We start from the raw sequence: 22165 nt of genomic DNA, 5'->3' as shown, positions 1-22165 counted from the left end.
TTTTGCCAAGATAGCGGTTTTAAAGTACACCTGTCAATACCGGTTTAATTTTTAAGGGCTTTTTCAATGGCCTCCTTAGCCAGTGGCTGCATTAAACTGTAGGCTTTTTTATTTGGGTGTACGCCGTCTTCAGAAAGTTCAGCTCTCATTCCATTCTCACTGTTCTTCATATGGCTGAAGTAATCCAGGTAAATAAAATTATTCATTTGGGCATATTCCCGAAGCCAGGTGTTAACAGCCGCAATTTTTTCAACAGGCTCCAGCCCAGGTCTCCAGGGATAGTCGGCAACCGGAAGAATGGAGCTTAGCACTACCTCGATGTTATTTGTTTCGGCCAGCTGGGCCATTGCTTTAATATTGTCGGTGATCATATCTACTGAAGCGTAGCCGGTATTTCCGGCAATATCATTAGTGCCGGCCAGGATCACGACCACTTCAGGCTGAAGATCGATTACATCCTGCATAAACCGAAGCAGCATCTGCGGACTCGTTTGCCCGCCGATCCCGCGACCGATATAATTATTTTCTTTGAAGAAACCGGGGCTTGCATTTACCCAGCCCTCGGTGATGGAGTTTCCCATAAATACCGCAACCGGTTTAATATCTTTAGCTTTAAGTTTTTTATTAGCTTCCCGATAGGTCTTTAACTCGGCCCAGTCCTGGTCCATAATTTCTTTGTATTTATTGTTTTGTGCCCGCAGGCCGAAGATCGTAAAAAGGAAGGAGAAGGCCAGAAGGAAACTTTTCATAAGCAGAATTTAAGAAGATAAGTGTTCAGATTAAATTACAGCCAAGATAAAAAAGAAATGAAAGAATCTGATTTTTAAAGAATTGGAAATTGCCGAAAAAAACTTTTAAAATTAGTTGTGCGTATTTGAAAAAGCTTATTATATTTGCATCCGCTAAGCAGGGACGGCGTTAAGGAATCTGCACTTTACTGGAGGAATGGCAGAGTGGTCGAATGCGGCAGTCTTGAAAACTGTTGAGGGTCACACCTCCGGGGGTTCGAATCCCTCTTCCTCCGCAAAAGAAACCCGCAATTTTTATTGCGGGTTTTTTATTTCCTGAATATATAGTATTACCAATAGGCATTATATTTTTAGTTGATATGGTAAGACTTGTTTAATCCGTAATTGAGGTTTTCTGTTAATTTGATTGAGTTATTGAACGTAGCTTGAGTCTGTTTAGTTTTATAAAAAATAAGGGTGTTCCCTTCTACTTATTCTGCCCCCTGCTATTTAGATTTATAGTCTAATTCCCTGCAAAGATCCCCTCTTTAAATCCCCTTTTAAAATACCTGGTAAAGAAAGATCGATGTGAAATCTTCTTAAAAGAAGGCTCTTTCGATTCCAAACCTAAGCCAATTCGAATTTTAAAATTTTTTAAAGATGAAACGTTTAATACTTAAACCAATTATTTGGATAGTAGTAATTTCAGCTTTCTCGATTAAAACTATCAATTCACAAAATTTAGAGTTTAATACCGATGGGCTTTATAATGCGGAGCTTTTAGATAATATCTTCAGAGGGCATTTTGAAAATATTCAACTGAATCGTGATGACACGGAATTCTTCCAGCTTTATGCCAAATACCTTCGGGTTTATGGAGAACGATGTGATAAATACCTGCCAACTGACAAGGAAATGATAATGGATGATGTTTGTGATATGTGGAAGGTACAATATAACGGATATGGAGTTGAAATTAACAGGTACTGTGTTCAGTGGAATAAAGAACCATCAAACATATATGCGCGTCGTGACTTATATGAGGCCCAGCTGGAGTTGGAAAGCTTTTTGGGAGTTAATTTTTTAAGAGAACTATCATCCACGATGAATGACCAAAACGCCATTGGCAATTCGGTTGATAAACTACATAAGGCTAAAGCATTATTATATGATATGTCCCGAATTCTTAGCATAAACCCTTGTGATAGCCCGGGATTGAGAAGATTTGAAGAAAACCTGAAGGCATTTGCGCTGAACATGCCCTCGATTCGGATGGCGGGGGAGAGTAAATATACAGCAATGAAGAAGTCCGGAGGTCCCACAGGCCCCCAGGACTTTAACAGATTAATAGATGACTTGGTGACTGATCAGGCAAGAACCTGGGCATTTAATCGCTACAGGCAGGGAAGTATTAATGGAGTTAGCATATTATCTGAAGATAACCAAGGAAGACCCTTAGCCATAAAAGCAGATTATCGATATTCGGGTTTTGGTGGCGATAGTGGGGGATGGGTGAAAATTACATTTTCAAACGGTTTGCCTAACGGAATATATTTTTTTGATTTTCCGAATAACAGAAAGTCGCCAAGCAGCAGTATAGTGGCTTCCTATGCTCAAGGGGAATATGGAAAATAAAATTCAAACAATTAGAAGAGGAATCGCTAATTGAATTAGTCGTTAAATACAGAGCTTTATTCAGCTTTTTATGAATAAGTAAAGAAAGTATAAATGGGCCTGTAAACTTCCCTTTTGCTTAACAAAAAACAGCAATGAAATTGCGGGTTTTTAGTTTTTAAACAAACTTCAAACCTCCTTCGCTTTCAACTCCACTTCATAGGGAAATGCAAAATTTGAAACTTCGGTTCCTGAAAGCCAATTAGAATGGTCTGCCTTTTTCAGCAAAACGGGCATTCGTTTTTTATGGTTATGGATCTCGCTCATTAATTCGTTTGCTTCAGTAGTAAGAATAGAGTAGGTGTTTACCAGGTCTTCTGTTTCCGGGTTGGTCCAGGAAGAATAAATTCCGGCGAAGGCGAAGATTTCCTGATCTTTAGGAACTATCAAATACTTTTGTTTTTCCTTTCCTTTAGGATCTTTCCACTGCCATTCATAGTAGCCGTCGGCAATAATAAGACAACGGTTTTTCACCGAATTCCGGTAAGCGGGTTTTTCGGTTACGGTTTCGATCTTGGCATTCAGGGTCATTTTTCTGATCTTATCATCTTTTGCCCAGAAAGGGATCAGCCCCCAGTTATACATTTCTATTTCTCCCCGGTTTTCATCGGTGATCACCGGAGTTTTGGGAAAGCTGAAGCCGTTAATTGCCTCGCTGGGCTTATAAGTGCCGGGATCGATAAATTTTGAATTGAATGTTCTTTGAATAGCATCCAGCCTGGAACTGAGTTTCGTATGATAACACATCGGACAAAATTTTCCATTAATTTAAAGCTTTCTGCTGAATTCTCATTCTGCAGGAGAGGCTCCATTAGCCTAATTTTTAATTGATGCCTCTATATTATCAATAAGCCTGAAATATAAATGACCGAACCCACTAACATAAGGATGAGTGTGTACGGTAGAATCTCCCTGGCCTTTAATCTTGTTATGGCAAGTAAAGGCAGCGCCCAGAAGGGCTGAAGCATATTCGTGATCTGGTCACCATAGGCGAAGGCCATAATAGCTTTATTTAGCGGAACACCAAGTTTGGTAGCACTTTCCAGTACTATCGGCCCTTGAATGGCCCACTGGCCGCCACCACTCGGCACAAAGATGTTTACCAGGCCTGCGCTGAAAAAAGTATAAACCGGAAGGCTTACCTCTGTGGCAATGCTGGAAAAGAATCCCGCAATATCGCCAACAATACCTGTTTCTTTCATAATCCCCATAATCCCGAAATAGAGCGGAAATTGTATAAGTATTGCTGCTGCACCGCCAATAGCTTCATCCAGTGCTCTCAGGAATGAAGCGAAGGATCCGTGCATCAGGATGCAAAGCCCTAACATTAAAAAATTGAGCATATTTGGGGTCAGATTTCCTATAAGTAACTGGTCATAAAAACTGGCGAAAAAAGCAGACAGTAAGATAAGCCCGAACACAAGGTTTAGTAATCGGGAATGGTCCAGCCTTTCGGCACCGGTGATAAGCCCTGTTCTCTTCATTTCTTTTTCTTTGGGCAGGTCTACCTTTCCTGTTGCCGTGGCTTTGGATACGAAATACAGAACCAGAGGAACTGCGATAAGGAGTATCCCGAAAAGGCTGAGATTCCAGCTTGAAAATATGGTAGTATCCGTAGGAATTGACCTTGGAAGTCTGTTTAATAGATCTGTGTTATTGGTTTCTGAGAAAAGTCCGGGAATATGGCCGTTTTCGGCTGCTTTCAGGGGAGCGCTTCCGCTTATTCCTGCGTGCCATACCATTAAGCCCACATACCCCGAAGCTCCAACAAGCGGGTAGTTAATGCTAAAACCTCTGTCGCGTGCTGCTTCCCCTACTTTTCTGGCCATAATGGCGCCAAAAATGAGCCCCAGGCCCCAGTTAAAAAAGGCAACCAGCATCGTGGAAACCGAAACCATAATGACCGCGCTGGCATTTCCCTTTACCAGGTTGGTCAGTTTCTGGGTGAGCCGGGCCATAGGTTTGCTTAGTACAAGCACGTGCCCCAGGACAAGAATAAGCATCATTTGCACTGCAAAGACCAGAAGCGCAGGATTCCACATTCCCTCCTGCCAGTACCTCAGGATGTTTACAGCCTTATTTCCTTCCGAAGCCCCGGTAAAGAAAAAGGCGATAAGCATTGTTAAAAATGTAAGCAAAACCGCCAGGGTAAAAGGGGCGGGGATGAGTCTCTTGAAAGTAAGTTCTATGAACCGGGAGGCTTTCATATGATCGGTATAATTCTTTTTATAAAACCTGAATCCCCAATCCGTATCATCCTGATTCTTTGAAGATGAAGCGGGTGAGGTTTCACAATATTAAAGAATTAAATATAAAAGACCTTTCAGGTTACCAAAAATATAAAATGATGCTTTTCATATTTGGGGTCGGCAAGAATTTGAACCGGCAGATAATTTTATTTCAGTGTTCGCGTTTCGGAAAGAAAAAAAACCGGCAATGGCCGGTTTTAATATAGTTGTTGTTTGTTTTAATAGTTAATTCTGTACCGAAATACCGAAACAGAATTTTTTGAAGTCCCGATCCCTTTATTTATGAAGCAATAGACTTCAATACCTCACTTCCGTTAAAATTACGGCCAGATTGGTTGAGCAAGTTCGCTATCAATGCTCCAATGGCATCCTGGCGGTCTTCGCTCTGGGTCATAAACTGGATCTTGCTCCAGCCCCTGATGTCACATACCATCATTCCATTGGCGTCACGAACGCTTTGCCCGTCACTGTCATAATACACAGGAAACTCTATGGTCTCCATCGCCAATTTTAATTTTTCTGCTGAATTCATATCATTTTTAGATTATAATTCGGGTGCAAATTTAAGAGCAGGGCTTGGTATTCAGGTTAATAGGAGATTAAGACTGCCTCAATAAGTTTACCTGTTTGTTAAGTTTTACCTCAATTTTGCAGAAAAACTGCTTCATAAATTTTCATTCTTATGACTTCGGTCATAAACCGGGAAGAAGTGATAGGTTAATTTTGATCCTGACTAACTTTTAATCTGAAAACAATGAATAATTTAATAAAGACCCTTGTTTTAGGAGTAATTTTTCTGGGCGTAGTGGCCTGCGGTGACTCTGAGAAGAAAGAGAAAGAAGAAATGAAACTGGGAGATTATTCTTCAGAACCATCAAAGGCAGCTGAAGGAGAAAGCAAGGCAGCAACAAAAGACCTGTCTAATACAGGGATTGGTCCGGTTAAATCTATTGACCTGGCAAATGATGTAGACCAGGATATGGCTGCAAGAGGAAAAAGTATTTTCAATAATATGTGTTCTGCCTGTCATAAAACCGATAAAAAGTTTATAGGCCCTGCGATAGAAGGCGTAACCGAGAGACGTTCACCGGAATGGATTATGAATATGATCCTTAATCCTGAAGAGATGATAGCCAAAGACCCTATTGCCAAACAGCTTGTAATAGAATCTAATATGGCGGTGATGGCCAATCAAAATCTTACCGAAGAAGAGGCCAGGGCTGTGCTCGAATACTTTAGAACTTTAAACTAACCAAATATGAAAACAAGAATCTATTTACTACTCGTTTTTTGCGCTATGCTGGTTCTTTCTTCCTGCAAATCAGACCAGGGTAATGAGAAAACTTCAATTACAGAAAATACCGGTACTGCTGTTAATACCGAAAGACAGGGACAGGCTTTTATAAAAGATGATGAGTCAAGGCCAACGGTTCTCGATATTGCTATTGGCTCGGAAGATCATACCACTCTTGTAGCTGCAGTACAGGCTGCCGAGCTTGAGAATGCTTTGGTGAATGCAGGCCCGCTGATGGTCTTTGCACCTACAAACGAGGCTTTTGCTGCCCTTCCTGAAGGCACGGTAGAAGATCTGCTAAAGCCCGAAAACAAACAAAAACTTGCATATATCCTTAAGCATCACGTTACCCCGGGGAAATATGATAAGGAGTTTTTAAAAAAATTCAAGAAACTGGGTCAGGCTAGTGACCAGAGCGTAGAAGTTACTGTTGAAGGTGAAGATGTATATATTGGCGGATCCAGGATCCTTGGAAGTGTAGAGGCCGGTAATGGGATTGTACATGTAGTGGATAAGGTGATCCTTCCTGAAAATTAAACCTATGCGTATTTATTAGTTGGTTTTTTTAATAGGTAATAGGGTAAAATAGCCGATGGAGACATCGGCTATTTTTTATTAATGACTGTAAAAACTCCTCTCTTTTACCTTGTGTCCCTTTTTGGATTAAAAACCGGAGTTCCTTTAAAATAAAGACCTTCTCAATTATTTTTCTCTTATGACTGAGGTCATAAACCAACCCCGGCTTATGGGGTACTTTTATCATGTTATAATTTTTAATCCAAAAATCATGAAAAGTGTAATAAAAAGTAGCTACTTAATTTTTTTACTCCTGCTGGCAACGGGATGCGGTAATTCTGAAAAGAAAGAAAAAGAAGAAATGAAATTAGGAGACTATTCTTCTATTGAAACCAAAAAAGAAGTAAAAAAAGAGAATAAATCAGAAACAAAGGATCTTTCTAATAAAGGAATAGGCCCTGTTCAATCTTTAGACGTTCCGGAATCCATAGATCAGGAGATGGCAGCTCACGGCCAGAATGTGTTTAAAAATATGTGTTCTGCCTGCCATAAAATGGATAAAAAATTCATTGGTCCTGCCCTTAGCGGAGTTTCAGAAAGACGCTCCCCGGAGTGGATTATGAATATGATCCTTAATCCTGAAGAGATGATCGCTAAAGACCCTATTGCAAAGCAATTGGTGATAGAATCTAATATGGCGGTAATGGCAAATCAGAACCTTAGTGAGGCAGATGCCCGGGCTGTTCTGGAATATTTTAGAAGCAATGATAATTAATGATGACGGCGGTCATATTTAAACTTATTCTTCAAGACTAAATTTGGCTCCCAATATACACTAACTCCTTTTTAATTATAAATATTAATCTTATGAAAAGAATTCTTCATTTAATCGCTCTTGCTGTGTTAGGTCTGTTCCTTCAGTCCTGTAACTCAGAAGAAAAAGGCGAAAAAGAAAAGTCGGGGGCCTTAGCGGCCAACGCCGCCGAGCGGGTTTATGTAGCCCCAGGTGAGCACGATGAATATTACGGTTTTTTCTCCGGAGGTTTCAGCGGACAGCTTTCTGTTTATGGGCTGCCATCTGGCCGGTTGCTAAAAGTGATTCCTGTATTCTCACAGGATGCCGAGAAAGGCTATGGATATAACGAAGAGACCAAAGCGATGTTAAATACTTCCTTTGGATTTGTTCCCTGGGGAGATTCTCACCACCCTGATATTTCACAAACCAAGGGGGAGCTTGACGGGCGCTGGGTTTTTATTAACGAGAACAATACTCCTCGTATAGCCCGAATAGACCTAACTACTTTTGAGACCACAGAGATCATTGAAGTTCCGAATTCTGCCGGAAACCACAGTTCTTCTTTTGTGACCGAAAATACCGAGTATGTGGTGGCCGGAACCCGATTTGCTGTTCCAAGCCCTCAAAAAGATATGCCTATCAGTGAAATGAAGGGTAATTTTAAAGGGCCTCTTACCTTTATTTCTGTACATCCTGAAACGGGAAGAATGAATATTGAATTCCAGATTGCAATGCCTGGTTTTAACTATGACCTTTCTCACCCGGGAAGAAATAAATCTCACGGCTGGTTCTTCTTTACTACTTATAATACTGAAGAAGCTCACAGTTTGCTGGAGGTGAACGCATCTCAAAATGATAAAGATTATATAGCTGCCATCAACTGGAAAAAGATCGAGGAATATGTAAAAAATGGTGGGGGAGAGAAGATCAAAGCAAAGTATGCGCACAATGTTTTCGATGAGCATACCCAAACCGCTACAACCACAATGAAGGAAGAAGTGGTTTCCGTAAACCCAACTGATGTGCCGGGAGCCATTTATTTTCTTCCGATTCCGAAGTCTCCTCACGGATGTGACGTGGATCCTTCCGGAGAGTACATTGTGGGTGCAGGGAAACTTTCAGCAGACCTAACCATACACTCGTTCTCTAAGATGCTTAAGGCTATCGAAGAGGAGAACTATGCCGGAGAAGCTTACGGAGTACCGGTGCTGGATTTTGAAGCCGTTCGTGCCGGAAGTGTGAAACAGGCAGGATTAGGACCACTGCATACCGAGTTTGACGGAAAGGGAAATGCTTATACAACATTCTTTATTTCTTCTGAAGTGGTGAAATGGAAACTGGATACCTGGGAAGTGGTAGACCGAAAACCAACTTACTATTCTGTGGGTCACCTTATGATCCCTGGTGGAAACTCCAGAAAACCTTTCGGGAAGTATCTGGTGGCGATGAACAAGATTACCAAAGACCGTTATCTTCCAACAGGACCTGAAGTGAACCATTCGGCACAGCTTTATGATATATCGGGAGAGAAAATGGAACTTTTACTTGACTTCCCAACCGTAGGGGAGCCACACTATGCTGCCGGTATCGAGGCCAGTATCGTAAAAGAAAACTCTAAGAAGATCTACAAGCTTGATGAAAATGAGCACGAGCACGCGGTCAAGAATGAAAGTGAAGCCAGGGTAGAACGTAATGGTAATGAGGTTCACGTTTATATGACGATGATCCGTAGTCACTTTGCGCCAGATAACATTGAAGGTATCAAAGTTGGGGATAAAGTATACTTCCACGTGACCAACCTTGAGCAGGACTATGATGTACCACACGGGATTGCGATGATAGGAGCTAACACTTCAGAACAGTTAATTATGCCTGGTGGTACCAAAACCTTTATCTGGGAACCTAAGAGAGAAGGGGTATGGCCATTCTATTGTACCGACTTCTGTTCAGCATTACACCAGGAAATGCAGGGTTATGTTAGGGTTTCAGCTAAAAACTCCAATGTGCCTCTTACCTGGGGATTAGGTGAAGATTAATAACGATTTAATTAGTTGAAAATCGGTTGTTTTCAGATGACTGAGAAGGCGGGGGAGCCCCAAAACACTGCCCCCGCTTTCTCTTCTAAAACATTACAAATGAAAAAGTCAGGACTATTAATGATTATCGGATCCCTTTTGTTGCTGGGCCTTTTCTATTTTCCGCTTTGGAACATAAGACTTGGTGCCCCGCAGTATCCGGATCCTATGGGAATGAATATCTATATAAGCGGAATTGAAGGAGAAGAGGAGTTTGATATTCAAAATATAGACGGGGTTAACCACTATATTGGTATGAAAAAGATTCCAACTCCAGCCGAAATGTGGGAATTCAGAATATTTCCTATGGTAATTGGGGGAATGGCTGCTCTTGGTGTTTTTCTTGGCGTATTTGGCCTTTTGGGAAAAATAAGCCCGTACTGGTTTCTTGGCTGGTTTATTCTAATGCTTGTCCTAGGAACCCTGGGAATGATGGATTTTAATAACTGGCTTCTGGATTACGGGACAGACCTTGATCCTAAAGCGATTATCAAACTTACCGATGAAGCCGGGAACCCCCTAAGCTATAAGCCCCCTTTATTCGGGACTGAAAAGATATTGAACTTTACGGCTCATTCTTATCCGAGGGCCGGAGCATACCTGATGTTTTTAGGGATGCTGCTTACCCTGGGAGCGTTCTTCCTGGGTAAAAAGGAAAAAAGAAGTTTTTAAATTTCATAAGCTATGGAAAAGACATCTAAAATATTCCTTTTGCTGCTGTTTAGTCTGAGCTTTCTTTCCTGCAGCCTGCAGCCGGAGCCAATAGTATATGGGCAGGATGCATGTCAGTATTGTAAAATGACCATAGTAAGCAAGGCCCATTCAGCACAAATAGTAACTTCTAAAGGGAAACAGTTTAAATACGATGCCATTGAATGTCTTGTAAAGGATATTCTTGAATATCAAAATGAGAATGACCTGGCAAAAGTGATGGTTGCTGATTATTCTGATCCTGGGACTATGCTGGAAGTCAATACTGCTGTTTTCATCATCAGCGATGCTATAAACAGCCCTATGGGAGCAAATCTGGCAGCCCTTAAAAATGCTGACGATTTTAGCGACCCCGGTAAATCAGCCGTATTTAAATGGCAGGAACTAAAGGATCATTTCCTTTTGGAAGACTCCATTTCATTGAAAGATAAGTCTGCCGAATAATGAGAAATCTAATATTCTTTCTTTTTAGCCTTTATGCTTTCACGGTCTCGGCTTCCGAAATTGAGGTCTGTAAATCCTGCAGGATCACTTCAATTCAGGATGCTGTGAATATAGCCGAAAACGGCGATACCATAAGGATAAGGAAAGGGATTTATAAGGAATATGACATCACTATTATAAACAAGTCTCTTCACCTTACAGGGGAAGCGGGAGCCGTAGTAGACGCCGGAAATAAGGGGACAGCCTTTAGTATAAGAGCAGAAAACTTCAGTATTCAGAACCTTAAGATCATTAACGTTGGCAGAAGTTATTTAGAAGAATTTGCAGGGATTCTTATTGCAGGCTCAAAGGATTTCAGGATAGAGAATATTGAAATGGAAAATGTATTCTTTGGTCTTCTCATAGAAAAATCCAGTAACGGGGTGATCCTGGAAAATACTATACAAGGAGAGGCAAATGAAGAAGCAAATTCCGGTAACGGAGTTCATTTATGGCATTGCAATAATATCAGAATAGACAATAACCGGGTTAAGGGAATGCGTGACGGAATTTATCTTGAATTTGTGAATGAATGCAGTATTTCCGGTAACCTCTGTAAAGATAACCTGCGTTACGGATTACATTTTATGTTTTCCAATCACGATAGGTATATAAATAACACCTTTGAGAATAACGGTGCCGGGGTTGCGGTAATGTTCTCTAAGTTTATTGAAATGACGGGAAATCATTTTAAAAAGAACTGGGGAGCTGCATCTTATGGCCTGTTGCTGAAAGAGATCACCGACGCCGAATTAAAGCATAATGTTTTTGAAGATAATACCATCGCCATTAATGCCGACGGGACCACCCGTATGGACTATGTTCAGAACGAATTCTTTAATAACGGCTACGCCATAAAGGTGCACGGCGCCTGTTATCAGAATGTATTTTCAGAAAATAATTTTCTCTATAATTCATTTGACCTGGCGTATGCAGGGCATATAAATGAAAATAAGTTCGACAATAATTACTGGAGCGATTATTCCGGTTATGATCTTGATAAAGACGGAATAGGAGATGTGCCTTACAGGCCGGTGAAATTGTTTTCCTACCTGGTTAATAAGACCCCGGAAGCCATTATCCTGCTAAGGAGCATGTTTATAGATATATTGAACTTTTCGGAGAAGGTTAGTCCCATTTTTACTCCGGCCGAACTTGTTGATGAGAACCCCAGAATGAAAAAAGTACAATGGTAAGTATAAAGAACCTACATAAAGAATTCGGATCTCAAACCGTCCTTGACGGCCTTGACCTGGATATAGATCAAAAAGGGATTATTGCCGTTCTTGGACCTAACGGTTCGGGTAAAACCACCCTTATTAAAAGTGTCCTTGGGATGGTAGTGCCCCAAAAAGGAGATATTGTGGTTAACGGACAGGCGGTAAAGAACAATTGGAAATACAGAAGAGAGATAGATTATCTGCCTCAAATAGCCAACTTTCCAGGTAACCTTAGCGTTAAAGAACTAATCGGAATGATCAAGGACCTCAGGGGAAGGAAACCTCAGGACGAAGGACTTATAGAGTTCTTTAAACTTCAGCCATTCCTGGATAAGAAGCTGAACAAACTTTCAGGAGGAACCAAACAAAAGGTCAATCTGGTGCTCACTTTTATGTTCGACAGCCCTTTAATAATTCTGGACGAGCCTACCTCCGGGCTGGATCCTATTTCCCTTATTCGGCTTAAGGAGCTAATTCAAAGGGAAAAGGAGAAGGGAAAAACAATCCTGATCACCAGTCATATTATGAGTTTTGTAGAGGAGATCTCGGACAGGATCGTATTTCTACTGGAAGGGAAGATCTACTTTAACGGTAGTATCTCTGAACTTAAGACAAAGACGGGACAGGAAGATTTTGAACACGCTATTGCAACTATATTAAAAGACAATAATGCTTAAGATATTAAAATACAGTTTTTACGATCTTTTCAGAAGCCGCTGGAGCTATGTGTATTTTTTCTTCTACCTGCTTCTCGGAGTGACCTTACTATTTCTAAACAACGACCTTTCAAATGCGGTGATCACCCTTATGAATGTGATAATAATCCTGGTGCCTTTAATAGGGACAATCTTCGGGGTAATGTATTATTATAATTCCAGGGAGTTCACCGAGCTGTTGCTTGCCCAGCCGGTAAAGCGAAGTTCGGTGTTTCTTGGTCAATATTTAGGTGTGGCGGTTTCCCTTTCCATGAGCCTGGTCCTTGGGCTGGGTTTACCCTTTGTTTTGTACGGACTATTCCAGTCGGCAGTGATCTGGAATTTTATCTCTCTGCTGGTAACCGGGGTGTTACTTACCTTTATTTTTACCGCCCTGGCCTTTAACATTGCCCTATCCAACGAAAATAAGATCAAAGGTTTCGGCTATGCTATTCTGCTTTGGCTTTTTCTGGCGGTGGTTTATGATGGAATTTTTCTTCTTTCTCTGGTCTATTTTCAGGATTACCCGTTAGATAAATTTTCACTTATTGCCAGTATGTTAAACCCCATAGACCTGTCCAGGATACTTATCCTCCTTAAACTGGATATTTCGGCTTTGCTGGGTTATACGGGAGCGGTATTCAAACAATTTTTCGGGACTTACCTGGGAGCCTTGACTTCCTTTGGGATGCTTATCCTGTGGGTGCTTTTACCGGTTTTCAGAATCCTTAAGGTTTCTTCGAAAAAAGATTTTTAGTTTATGAGCAGGCTCATAAAAATTGATGCGGTACTGCCTGATCTTTACACCTGTAAACTTAAATAAATTAAGCGATGGAGACATTAAGAAACAGAACCGTTGCCGACCTGGTTACCGAAAATATCAAGACGGCACACATCTTTAAAAAGCACGGGATAGATTTTTGCTGCGGCGGAGGTATAAGTATTGAAGAAGCCTGTAGAAAAAAGAACCTTGATCTCACTGAAATTGAAGAAGAATTAGTTAATGTAAATGGCAGTACCGACAGGAATCTTGACTACAATAAATGGAAAATAGATTTTCTTACTGATCATATCGTAAACGTACACCACTCTTATGTGGAAGAAAGCATCCCCTTGTTGCTGCAATATACCGCCAGGGTTTCTAAGGTGCACGGGGAACGTCATCCTGAAGTTGTTGAGATCGAAAATCTTTTCCATCGTGTAGCCAGGGAACTCGCCAGCCATATGAAGAAGGAAGAGCTTATTTTATTTCCCTTCATCAAAAAAATGATTTCGGCAAAAGAGGAGGAAAGAGAACTGCAGCGTCCTGCTTTTGGTACAGCCGAAAACCCTATAAAAATGATGGAAGATGAGCACGAGACCGCCGGAGACCTGCTGGCGAAGATTGCCGAATTGAGCAATAATTATACTCCGCCTGAAGGCGCATGTAACACCTACAGGGCAATGTATGCCAAATTGGATGAGTTTGAGACAGATCTGCATTTACATGTACATCTGGAAAATAATATCCTTTTCCCGAAGGCTCTGAAACTTGAGAAGGAACTTTTTAATTAATCATAACTAACCTATAGAAATAAAAAGGTCGCTGTTTGAGGCGACCTTTTTATTTCTTAAAATTTAAATTTTTTAAATTGGAATCCTAATATGGTAGATATAAAAAAGCATATTCTGGTTGGTCTGGGTTATTTTCTGCTGGTCGCTGTTTTGGGGCTTTTTCTTAGACTTTTTTTTATAGCAGATCTGCCGGCAACTTTCAGGTTTATTGTGCATACGCATTCGCATATTGCATTACTGGGGTGGGTGTTTGTTGCAGTAACCGGTATTATTTATCACTTATTTCTAAAGGATGCCGGAATAGTAAGATTATACCGCAGACTATTCTGGTTGGCACAAATCTGTATCCTTGGAATGCTTTTTAGTTTTCCTTTTCAGGGCTATGCTATGTTTTCTATTATTTTTTCGACCCTCTTTTTAATAGTGAGCTATTTCTATGCGTGGTTTTTTATTAAATATATTCCTGAAAGATTTAAAAATACTGCCTCCTGGAAGTGTATAAAAGCTTCTTTATACTACATGGTGATTTCGAGCATTGGTCCCTGGGCCCTTGGCGCCATTATGACCACTCTGGGGAAAACTTCTATTTGGTATAAACTGTCCATCTACTTCTATCTACATTTTCAGTACAATGGCTGGTTTATAATGGCATTATGTGGATTCCTGCTATACTACCTGGAGTCTAATAACCTTAATTTAAAGCCTTCTCATTTTAAACGATTTTTTCTTTCAGTGAACCTGGGTATCATCCTGAGCTTTTTTCTTTCTTGCCTGTGGCTGAAGCCGTCTGTAGTAATCTATTTACTTGCAGGTGCAGGAGCTGTTGTGCAGGTAGCGGCCTTTTACTGGTTTTTTGATATGATCAGGCCTACTTTGGAGCAACTGAAAAGCCTTTCGGGGGATTTTGGTTTTAAGCTGCTTAGAATTGCGGGAATTTTTCTGATGCTGAAGATACTTATGCAGCTGCTTTCAGCAATTCCATATTTTGCAGAACTGGCCTATAAAACACACGATTTTATTATAGGTTATTTGCACTGGACCTTTCTAGGAGTGATTTCACTTGCCTTATTGGTATTTTTGCATTTCTGGAGGTTGATTGCTTTATCTCCGCTTTTAATGAGGCTATACCTGCTGGCTTTTATAGGCTCTGAGGCATTACTCTTCTATAGAGGGCTGTCCGTCTGGCTGGGATTACCAATGTTGGAGAATTTTCATTTATACATTTTCCTCTTCAGCGCTTTATTTCCGGTTAGTCTTTCAGGTATTTTTATCCGAAATCTTAGCGGTAGATCTTTCGCTTAGAGATCAGCACCTCATTTTTCTTTTCAAGGGATTTTGTTGCCCTGATAACTGTCTCTACCCGTAATCCGGTGAGATCTGCAATTTGTTGCCGGGTAAGGTCTACTTTAAATGAGAATGGTTCCTTTAACTGATGAACATATTTTTTTAGATAATCCAGTAATCTCAGAATACGATGCTCAGGTTCCTGGGTGGAAAGCTCTGAGGCGATTATAGCCTTGTAAAAAAGTCGGCTTGCAAGGGTTTTGGTGAGTTCAAGATGGATTTCAGGATTTGCTTCAAGTAATTGAAAGAAGTGGGGCTTTGCAAGTTTATAGAGTTCAACCTCGGTAATCGCCTCTGCATTGGCTGGATATTTCAGGTCTCCAAAAAGAGGAGGTTCACCAAAACTCTGACCCTTGTAAAAAATTCCCTGAACAAACTCTTTGCCGTCGTAATTGTAATTGTTCATTTTTACCTCCCCGCTGATGATCTGAAAGTAGCATTTGGCCAATTCTCCCTCACCGAAGATCAGTTCCCCTTTAGGGTACCAGGATTTCCGGGCACCAAACTCCATTAAAACAGATTCATCTATCATCTTAAAATTGCCTTAGAGACAAAAATGAACATATCACCTCCAATTAAAAATGACCTTCGTCAGGTTTGGAAAATTCCTCTTCTTAAATTGGAAGACTTGTAAGGATAGTTGTTTGTTAATGTGAAGTTTAGGTATTTTTGGAGAATGGCTTCAAAATTCTACTTCATTAAATAACAGCTTGATTACCAGATTTTAGTCATTCACTTCATTTCCTTCAGAACAGGGGTTTATCTGGGTATATTCGGGTATCTGATTGATAAAAAGATCAGTGCATTAATCAAAAAACGAAAGTATAATCCTTTAATCCTTAACATTATGAAAACCTTAATCATTTCAGCACTATTAGTGTTTCTGGCCTTTTCAGGAAAAGCCCAGGAGATCACCCAACTTGAAGAAGCAAAAGTAATTGTGCCAAGTTCCGTTAAACTGAGTACCAACCTTTCTGAATTGACCTTCAACGTTGAAGAAGACTACGCAGGAGAGTTCACAAAAGACCCCATTAAGTTTATGAAAGAAAACTTTGATATTCAAAGCGTAATAGATCAGACAGGGGAAGAGTATGACAGTTATGTGGTTACCTTTTTAAGCAGCAAGGGACATCTTAAAGCTGACTTTGATAACGACGGCGAATTGGTTCGTACTAATCAAAAACTTAAGAATATCATGTTACCTCTTGCCGTGAGAAACGAACTTTATAATAGCCACAAAGGCTGGACTATGGTATCCAATAAATATGTGGCCAGCGGTAAAAGTGACCGAATAGACAGGGCTGTTTACCGTATAAAACTTGAGAACGGTAATAAGACCGCAAGGGTGAAAATAGACCCTATGAGACTTGAAGGTATAGCTGTAGCGAATAACTAGGAGCTTAAACCCTGAACTGAAGAACCCCGGTGAGAATCCATTTTCTCACCGGGGTTCTTGTATTTTAACCCTGGCTTTATATACTACCGGATAGACCTTACGAAGCATTTCTGGATGATCTGTAAACCTATAGTTAAACCAATCTTGGTGTTTAAAAGAGGCTCTTATTTAATATAAAGTAGTTTGTCTTCTGGAAGAGTAGCAGAGCGCCAATAAACAACCAAAGAAACTCCTTAATATTAATCCTGAATAACTTCAGCGGTAATCTCTGTATTGCTTTTGGGCTTAACTCATTTAAGTAGGAGTGAAGATTGTATTCAGAAACTTTCTCGAACTGAACCTGATGTCCATAGGGAGGATATAAATAGCTCTATTTGGAAATGATAATGGGATTGTTTTCAGGTGAATTTAAGCCTGGATCAGTTCTTTTTAGGAAGCCTGATGATGGTCTCCACGCCAGTACCGTCAGGTTTGTTCCTCATTGTAAAACAATCGGTATTGGGATAAAGGTTGGTAAGTCTTTCTTTCAGATTTGAAATGCCTACGCCTTTATCTATAAGGTGTTCCAGTTCCTGGGAGATCGGTTTTCCGTCATTTTCGACCTTCAGAATAATATGTTTGTTATCTGAAGTGACGCTAATCACGATCCTGAGATCGGTATGATCGTAGGAATAACCATGTTTGATGGAGTTTTCAACTATGGGTTGAAGAATTAAGGCAGGAATCCTGACGTTCATAAGGTCCTTGTCGATATGCTTTTCAATTATAAGATGATCAGAGAACCTTACCTTAACAATATTCAGGTAGTATTCCAATACCGTTAATTCTTTCTCCAGGCTAATGAACTTAGAGTCACCGTGATAAAGGATCTCCCGCAAAAAATCGCTGAGGTCGGCAATGGTGTCCCTGGCCATTTTAGTGTCAAGATCTATAAGGCTGGAAATACTGTTCAGGGTGTTAAAAAGAAAATGAGGCTGCAGCTGAGATTTAAGCATCTTCATTCTGGTGTTAAGCAACTGGGCTTCCAGCAGACCTCTTTTTTCTTCGGCTTCGCGAACCTGCTGGATATAGTAGTAAACGTAAATTATAAAGATCATCGCGAAGTAGATGAGGAAGTTAAGATCCAAAACATACATATAGCGGGTGATATTCTTTCCAATATCTATATCGCTAAAGCTCATTTCCCCTATAAGCAGGCTGTAGAGCATAACCGTGGCCTGGATAATAACCCCTATGAACAGCGAAAGAACAAGATGGAGTAAAATGATCTTTTTCCAGGGCACCTTTTTCACTATGAGCCGTTTGGTGCTTACCGCGATCAGGGACATGTAAGCTATTACAATAATATAGTCTATGAGATAAACGTGGAGAATAAGGTAGATTAAGGAATAGTGCACCTCTTCATATTCGTAGGTCCTCATATAACTTAACTTGAGGAGAAAAACTATGTAATAAAGGGTGTAAAAGGCAGCTAACAGAAGGATGAGTCTGCCGTCTATATACTTTCTTTTAAATTTTAATAGGTTCATCTTACATACCCAATTGGTGCAGAAAATCTTTTTTATTCGATTTGCTAACACGTATTAATTTATTGTCCTTCATTCTCACATCTATTTCTGAATAATCTGAATGCACAATTTCCTTGATGTAATCTATATTGACTATCGCGGAGCGATGCACCCTGCAGAACTTTTTTTTATCCAGTAATTTGATGAGGTTTTTCAAAGATTCCCTTAACAGGTATTTCTTATCCTCGGTAAATATTTCAGCGTAATATCCCGATGCGCATATATACTTGATCTCTGAAGGATCTAGTAAAATGGTACGGTGACCCTGTTTTACCGGGAGCCTGAAAGAGGAGTTTTGGGATTCATTCTTCTGTGCGTTCAGTTTGAAGAATTCCTGCATCTTCTTTTCAAAGTTTTGATCTATCTCCGGCTGCGACAATTTCAGCAGCTTATCTATAGTTCTGTAAAATCGGTCATCGCGATAGGGTTTCAATAAAAAATCGAAGGCTTCAAAATCGAAGGCTTTCAGAGCATAATGGTCGTACGCCGTAACGAAGACCACTATGGGTTTGGGCGAGATGTTCACGTTCTGAAGCACTTCAAACCCGTTCATGTCTTTCATGTTGATGTCCAGGAACAGGAGATCCGGTTTTAATTTATTGATCCTTTCTATAGCCGTCTTGCCGTTGGAGCATTCTTCAATAACCGTGATCTTATCTACACTCGTCAACAGGTTTAAAATTCTTTTCCTGGCCAGAATTTCATCATCAACAATAAGTGCCTTCATAATTTTGTAGTCCTTGTATGCAAGTTAAGCATATTTTACCTCTAATGTTTTGAAACTGAAGTAGCTCACTGCACGAACCGGCAGTTTTACTGCATTAGCAGGGTTGTTCGATAACTTAACCTGGCTATTCGCAGAATAATTACATTTTTATACAATATTTGCCTGTTGCTGCAGTTTGCTCTGGCATCCGTAAAAAACCCGTCCTTTTCGTGACGGGTTCTTTTTAATCGGCTGGTTGTTTTTTAATCTTCTTCTCTTTCCAGTTTACGCTGAATTTTTTCGATCGCGTTCTGAATGGATTTTTCCGGTTCTATAATATTATTACTGCCCCAGAAGTCTACATCGGCAAAGCCTGAAACATCATCTACCATCACCACAGACGGCTTGATGAAAGATTTGTCCTTTTTGATCTTATCTTCCGAAGTGTTTTTCCAGTCGGTCACAGCCATTTCACTGTTTACCTTGTACCTGGAATTGAAGATCTTGCGCTTCCAGTTCACCACGAATTCCAGCTGGGCATTGCCATAACCGTAATACCATTTGCCGTCGGCTTTGCGGTAATCTACCCGGTAATTTACCTCCACGGGATAGACTTTTACGCCGGAAGGCTTTTTACTCACAAAAATATCGCCCGCGGCTTTCCTGTTATCTACATTCAGGCTGTATGTAGCTTTAACCAGGGTAAGGCTTTCGGCATCAATGAAAAGTTTTCCATAATACCAGGGCAGATTTCGGTTGATCTCCTCAAAATCTACCACGTATAAATACTGATCGTTGATCCTTGTTGGCTTGTTAAAGCTGAATTTGAAATTATCCAGGCTGTTCTCATCAAAGAGAAACTCCGGATACTTCATCACATCTATATAAAGGGTGTTATACGGACCTCCTCTCAACTTCAGGGCCACGGTGTCAAGGCGTTTATAGTCCGTGCTTTTTCTGGCTTTGATCAGGGCCACATCATCTTTTTTCGCCGAGCGGTTAGGTTGCTTGTAGACCTCGGCCACGGCTTCAGATAAAGAGATGTTCCGTCGGCCTTTTTGAATGGTTTCCCTGTAAAATGCCGTCATCAGCGTTTGATCATTTAAATAGTTCTCGCCCCGCTTTTTCAGCATCTTTTTTACCAGGGAATAGGCATTGGTGGAGGTGAAGAGGGCAACCTCATCCAACTCCTGCACCGATTCGTCCAGTTCTATACGCGTTCCGCTTTCTTTAAAATAGCTTAAAGGAAGACTCTTGCTTTGGTAGCCAAGATAAGAGACGGTAACTGTGGCTTCCAGCATATCCACGGGAACCTTCAGGGAAAATTCCCCATCAGAATTGGTGACACTGGAAAGATTGGTGTTATCAACCACAAGATAGGCCGATGCCACCGGGTCTCCCGTGCGGCTGTTAACTACTTTTCCTTTATATTCATTGTATTCGGCTCCATTAGAAAGTCCGTGAAGGTCTGTCGCTCCCAGGGGTGCCGCGAATCCTAAAATGAAAAGGAATAATACTAGGCCTGCCCGGGACTTTTTAAAAAAATCTGCTCTCTTCTTCATGCGTTGAGGTTTTAATCAAAATTAAATCTATCTAAAATACTGAAAAATAACCATATATGTCAGAGGCCGGGAGGAATTTACGCTTAGAGCTGAAAAAAAATTGACAACCCATCGTTTTCAGGCAGGTTGAATGAATTTACTGACAAGTTTGGATTATTGGAAGTATCCGGGAACCTATTGTTGTAATATAGATAATTTACCTGGTAAAGGCACTGGAATTTAGGCAGGAACAGCCATAGGAATGCTTCTTAAATCAGGACGAAAATCAATAAAATATGGAACTGGCTAAATTCTGTAAAAGATGAAATACGACTTGTTGGTGATAACTTGCAGAAGGCTTTGTTTAAAATGTTTAAGATTTTAATACATTTGTTAATTATTAAAGGAAGTTTGCTGTAAGTTACATATAAAACTTCTGGTCCCTACACTATTGCTTCTGTAATTTAATGCGCTGCCACAGGCAGGGCCTTAATCCGAACCTAAATGAGAAAAAAGCAAAAAATATCGATCAAAGATATTTCGAAGGAGTTAGGGATCTCTATCACCACCATCTCTTTTATCATCAATAAGAAAGCTGAGAACAAAATCAGTAAAGAGGTCATAAAAAAGGTAGAGGACTATATTGAAGAAGTAGGCTATAAACCTAATTCAACTGCCCAGACCTTGCGAACCGGAAAATCCAAGACCATAGTCTTTATGGCTGAAGATATTTCTGACCCGTTTTTTTCAGCCATTGCAAAAGAGATGGAGGAAATTGCATTTGAAAACGGGTATAAGATCATTTACTGCAGTACAGAAAATAAAAAGGAACGTGCCCTGGAATTGCTCAGCCTTTTCAAGGACCGGCAGGTAGATGCTTTCATTATCACTCCTCCTGAAGGATTCAGAGATGAGATGGAAAAACTCGTTAACGAAAAGAAACAGGTGGTAATGGTGTTTGACAGGTACTATAACGATCTTGAGCATAATTATGTGGTGTTGGATAACCTGGACAGTTCGAAGCGCGCAACACGATATCTGCTTGACAGCGGATATCAGAATGTAGGCTTTGTGGGACTTAAATCTGATATTTCGCCAACTCAGGAAAGATTGCAGGGGTATCAGCATGTGGTTGCTGCCAATGGTCAAAAGGATCGTTCTGTTTTAATACCTTTTGATGATGTAAAAACCGCGGAAGGAAAAGAGATGATACGCGAATTTCTTAAGAGAAATCCGCAAATTGATTCTTTACTCTTTGCGACCAACAGCCTTGCGATAAGCGGGCTTAAGGTATTAAAAGAGGAGTCCCTTAGAATTCCCGATGATGTCTCGGTGCTAACCTTTGACGACCGGGACCTGTTTGAGCTTTACTCTCCATCTATCAGTGTAATTTCCCAGCCGGTAAGCGAACTGGCCAATGAACTTATTAAAGGAACCTTAAATTTACTCAAGTCAGATTTTAAAGAATCTGTTAAATTTCAGAAAGTTTTGAAGGGTAGATTGATAGAACGAAATTCATCTCACCTTATTTCTGAGAATAATTCAATTTAAATTCTCCTTTTTAATCATCATTCAATAGAAATAGCCTTTCATCTGCCATAATAGTTTGGTAAAT

22 protein-coding genes and 1 tRNA gene are annotated in these 22165 nt (G+C 40.4%); 15 read left to right on the top strand and 8 right to left on the bottom strand.

Features of this window, described 5'->3' with window-relative positions:
• Positions 1-44: 44 nt before the first annotated feature.
• The gene (locus ACFQ3Q_RS12195; protein ID WP_380746237.1) at positions 45-749 is read right to left on the bottom strand and encodes an SGNH/GDSL hydrolase family protein; all 705 of its coding nucleotides are present in this window, start codon (positions 747-749) and stop codon (positions 45-47) included.
• A 190-nt stretch (positions 750-939) separates the two neighbouring features.
• Here ACFQ3Q_RS12195 and ACFQ3Q_RS12190 point away from each other — a divergent pair.
• Positions 940-1024, top strand: a tRNA-Ser gene (locus tag ACFQ3Q_RS12190).
• 364 nt (positions 1025-1388) lie between these two features.
• A complete protein-coding gene (locus ACFQ3Q_RS12185; RefSeq protein WP_380746235.1) occupies positions 1389-2363 on the top strand; it encodes a hypothetical protein in 975 nt (324 codons plus the stop codon).
• 168 nt (positions 2364-2531) lie between these two features.
• Here the strand turns inward: ACFQ3Q_RS12185 and ACFQ3Q_RS12180 are convergent, their stop codons facing one another.
• From ACFQ3Q_RS12180 to ACFQ3Q_RS12170, 3 genes are all read right to left on the bottom strand, one after another.
• Entirely contained in the window at positions 2532-3149 is a 618-nt protein-coding gene (locus ACFQ3Q_RS12180) for an SOS response-associated peptidase (RefSeq protein ID WP_380746233.1), read from the bottom strand.
• Positions 3150-3238: 89 nt separating this feature from the next.
• Entirely contained in the window at positions 3239-4609 is a 1371-nt protein-coding gene (locus ACFQ3Q_RS12175) for a short-chain fatty acid transporter (protein ID WP_380746231.1), read from the bottom strand.
• 322 nt (positions 4610-4931) lie between these two features.
• Entirely contained in the window at positions 4932-5183 is a 252-nt protein-coding gene (locus ACFQ3Q_RS12170) for a hypothetical protein (protein WP_380746229.1), read from the bottom strand.
• A gap of 222 nt (positions 5184-5405) precedes the next feature.
• Between ACFQ3Q_RS12170 and ACFQ3Q_RS12165 the strand changes: the two genes are divergently transcribed.
• The 11 genes from ACFQ3Q_RS12165 (at position 5406) to ACFQ3Q_RS12115 (ending at position 15297) form a co-directional block, all read left to right on the top strand.
• Positions 5406-5903, top strand: a complete 498-nt coding sequence (locus ACFQ3Q_RS12165) for a c-type cytochrome (protein WP_380746227.1) — start codon at positions 5406-5408, stop codon at positions 5901-5903.
• A 6-nt stretch (positions 5904-5909) separates the two neighbouring features.
• On the top strand, positions 5910-6482 hold the full coding sequence (locus ACFQ3Q_RS12160) for a fasciclin domain-containing protein (RefSeq protein ID WP_380746225.1): 573 nt from the start codon (positions 5910-5912) through the stop codon (positions 6480-6482).
• 250 nt (positions 6483-6732) lie between these two features.
• Positions 6733-7236, top strand: coding sequence for a c-type cytochrome (locus tag ACFQ3Q_RS12155; RefSeq protein ID WP_380746223.1), 504 nt, complete (start codon positions 6733-6735; stop codon positions 7234-7236).
• A gap of 92 nt (positions 7237-7328) precedes the next feature.
• Positions 7329-9293 carry a Sec-dependent nitrous-oxide reductase gene (gene nosZ, locus ACFQ3Q_RS12150; protein ID WP_380746221.1) on the top strand — a complete coding sequence of 655 codons (1965 nt, stop codon included), beginning with the start codon at positions 7329-7331 and terminating at the stop codon, positions 9291-9293.
• 99 nt (positions 9294-9392) lie between these two features.
• Positions 9393-10004 (top strand): hypothetical protein, encoded by a 612-nt coding sequence (locus tag ACFQ3Q_RS12145; protein ID WP_380746219.1) that lies wholly within the window; start codon positions 9393-9395, stop codon positions 10002-10004.
• A gap of 12 nt (positions 10005-10016) precedes the next feature.
• Entirely contained in the window at positions 10017-10487 is a 471-nt protein-coding gene (locus tag ACFQ3Q_RS12140; protein ID WP_380746217.1) for a nitrous oxide reductase accessory protein NosL, read from the top strand.
• Positions 10487-11722 (top strand): nitrous oxide reductase family maturation protein NosD, encoded by a 1236-nt coding sequence (locus ACFQ3Q_RS12135; protein ID WP_380746215.1) that lies wholly within the window; start codon positions 10487-10489, stop codon positions 11720-11722. Before ACFQ3Q_RS12140 ends, ACFQ3Q_RS12135 begins: the two co-directional genes overlap by 1 nt.
• Positions 11716-12423, top strand: coding sequence for an ABC transporter ATP-binding protein (locus ACFQ3Q_RS12130; RefSeq protein ID WP_380746213.1), 708 nt, complete (start codon positions 11716-11718; stop codon positions 12421-12423). The genes ACFQ3Q_RS12135 and ACFQ3Q_RS12130 overlap by 7 nt, the downstream gene beginning before the upstream one ends.
• The gene (locus ACFQ3Q_RS12125) at positions 12416-13198 is read left to right on the top strand and encodes an ABC transporter permease (RefSeq protein ID WP_380746211.1); all 783 of its coding nucleotides are present in this window, start codon (positions 12416-12418) and stop codon (positions 13196-13198) included. Before ACFQ3Q_RS12130 ends, ACFQ3Q_RS12125 begins: the two co-directional genes overlap by 8 nt.
• 74 nt (positions 13199-13272) lie before the next feature.
• On the top strand, positions 13273-13995 hold the full coding sequence (gene ric, locus ACFQ3Q_RS12120; protein WP_380746209.1) for an iron-sulfur cluster repair di-iron protein: 723 nt from the start codon (positions 13273-13275) through the stop codon (positions 13993-13995).
• A gap of 90 nt (positions 13996-14085) precedes the next feature.
• On the top strand, positions 14086-15297 hold the full coding sequence (locus tag ACFQ3Q_RS12115; RefSeq protein WP_380746207.1) for a hypothetical protein: 1212 nt from the start codon (positions 14086-14088) through the stop codon (positions 15295-15297).
• On the opposite strand, the gene ACFQ3Q_RS12110 is transcribed toward ACFQ3Q_RS12115, so the two are convergent.
• Positions 15275-15871 (bottom strand): Crp/Fnr family transcriptional regulator, encoded by a 597-nt coding sequence (locus ACFQ3Q_RS12110; RefSeq protein ID WP_380746205.1) that lies wholly within the window; start codon positions 15869-15871, stop codon positions 15275-15277. The genes ACFQ3Q_RS12115 and ACFQ3Q_RS12110 overlap by 23 nt on opposite strands.
• Before the next feature lie 315 nt (positions 15872-16186).
• On the opposite strand from ACFQ3Q_RS12110, the gene ACFQ3Q_RS12105 reads away from it, so the two are divergent.
• A complete protein-coding gene (locus ACFQ3Q_RS12105; protein ID WP_380746203.1) occupies positions 16187-16735 on the top strand; it encodes a hypothetical protein in 549 nt (182 codons plus the stop codon).
• Between the two features lie 419 nt (positions 16736-17154).
• Here ACFQ3Q_RS12105 and ACFQ3Q_RS12100 read toward each other — a convergent pair whose 3' ends face one another.
• The 3 genes from ACFQ3Q_RS12100 to ACFQ3Q_RS12090 all read right to left on the bottom strand — a co-directional run bounded on the left by ACFQ3Q_RS12100 (position 17155) and on the right by ACFQ3Q_RS12090 (position 20571).
• Positions 17155-18264 (bottom strand): sensor histidine kinase, encoded by a 1110-nt coding sequence (locus ACFQ3Q_RS12100; protein ID WP_380746201.1) that lies wholly within the window; start codon positions 18262-18264, stop codon positions 17155-17157.
• Between the two features lies 1 nt (position 18265).
• The gene (locus tag ACFQ3Q_RS12095; RefSeq protein ID WP_380746199.1) at positions 18266-19030 is read right to left on the bottom strand and encodes a LytR/AlgR family response regulator transcription factor; all 765 of its coding nucleotides are present in this window, start codon (positions 19028-19030) and stop codon (positions 18266-18268) included.
• Positions 19031-19272: 242 nt separating this feature from the next.
• Positions 19273-20571, bottom strand: coding sequence for a carboxypeptidase-like regulatory domain-containing protein (locus ACFQ3Q_RS12090; RefSeq protein WP_380746197.1), 1299 nt, complete (start codon positions 20569-20571; stop codon positions 19273-19275).
• Between the two features lie 483 nt (positions 20572-21054).
• On the opposite strand from ACFQ3Q_RS12090, the gene ACFQ3Q_RS12085 reads away from it, so the two are divergent.
• Positions 21055-22101, top strand: coding sequence for a LacI family DNA-binding transcriptional regulator (locus tag ACFQ3Q_RS12085; RefSeq protein ID WP_380746195.1), 1047 nt, complete (start codon positions 21055-21057; stop codon positions 22099-22101).
• Positions 22102-22165 lie beyond the last annotated feature (64 nt).

Origin of the sequence: Salegentibacter chungangensis (assembly GCF_042678405.1) — a bacterium.
Classification (GTDB): domain Bacteria; phylum Bacteroidota; class Bacteroidia; order Flavobacteriales; family Flavobacteriaceae; genus Salegentibacter_A; species Salegentibacter_A chungangensis.
Note: the sequence above shows the minus strand (reverse complement) of the source record. Positions and strands in the feature narration are given on the sequence as shown.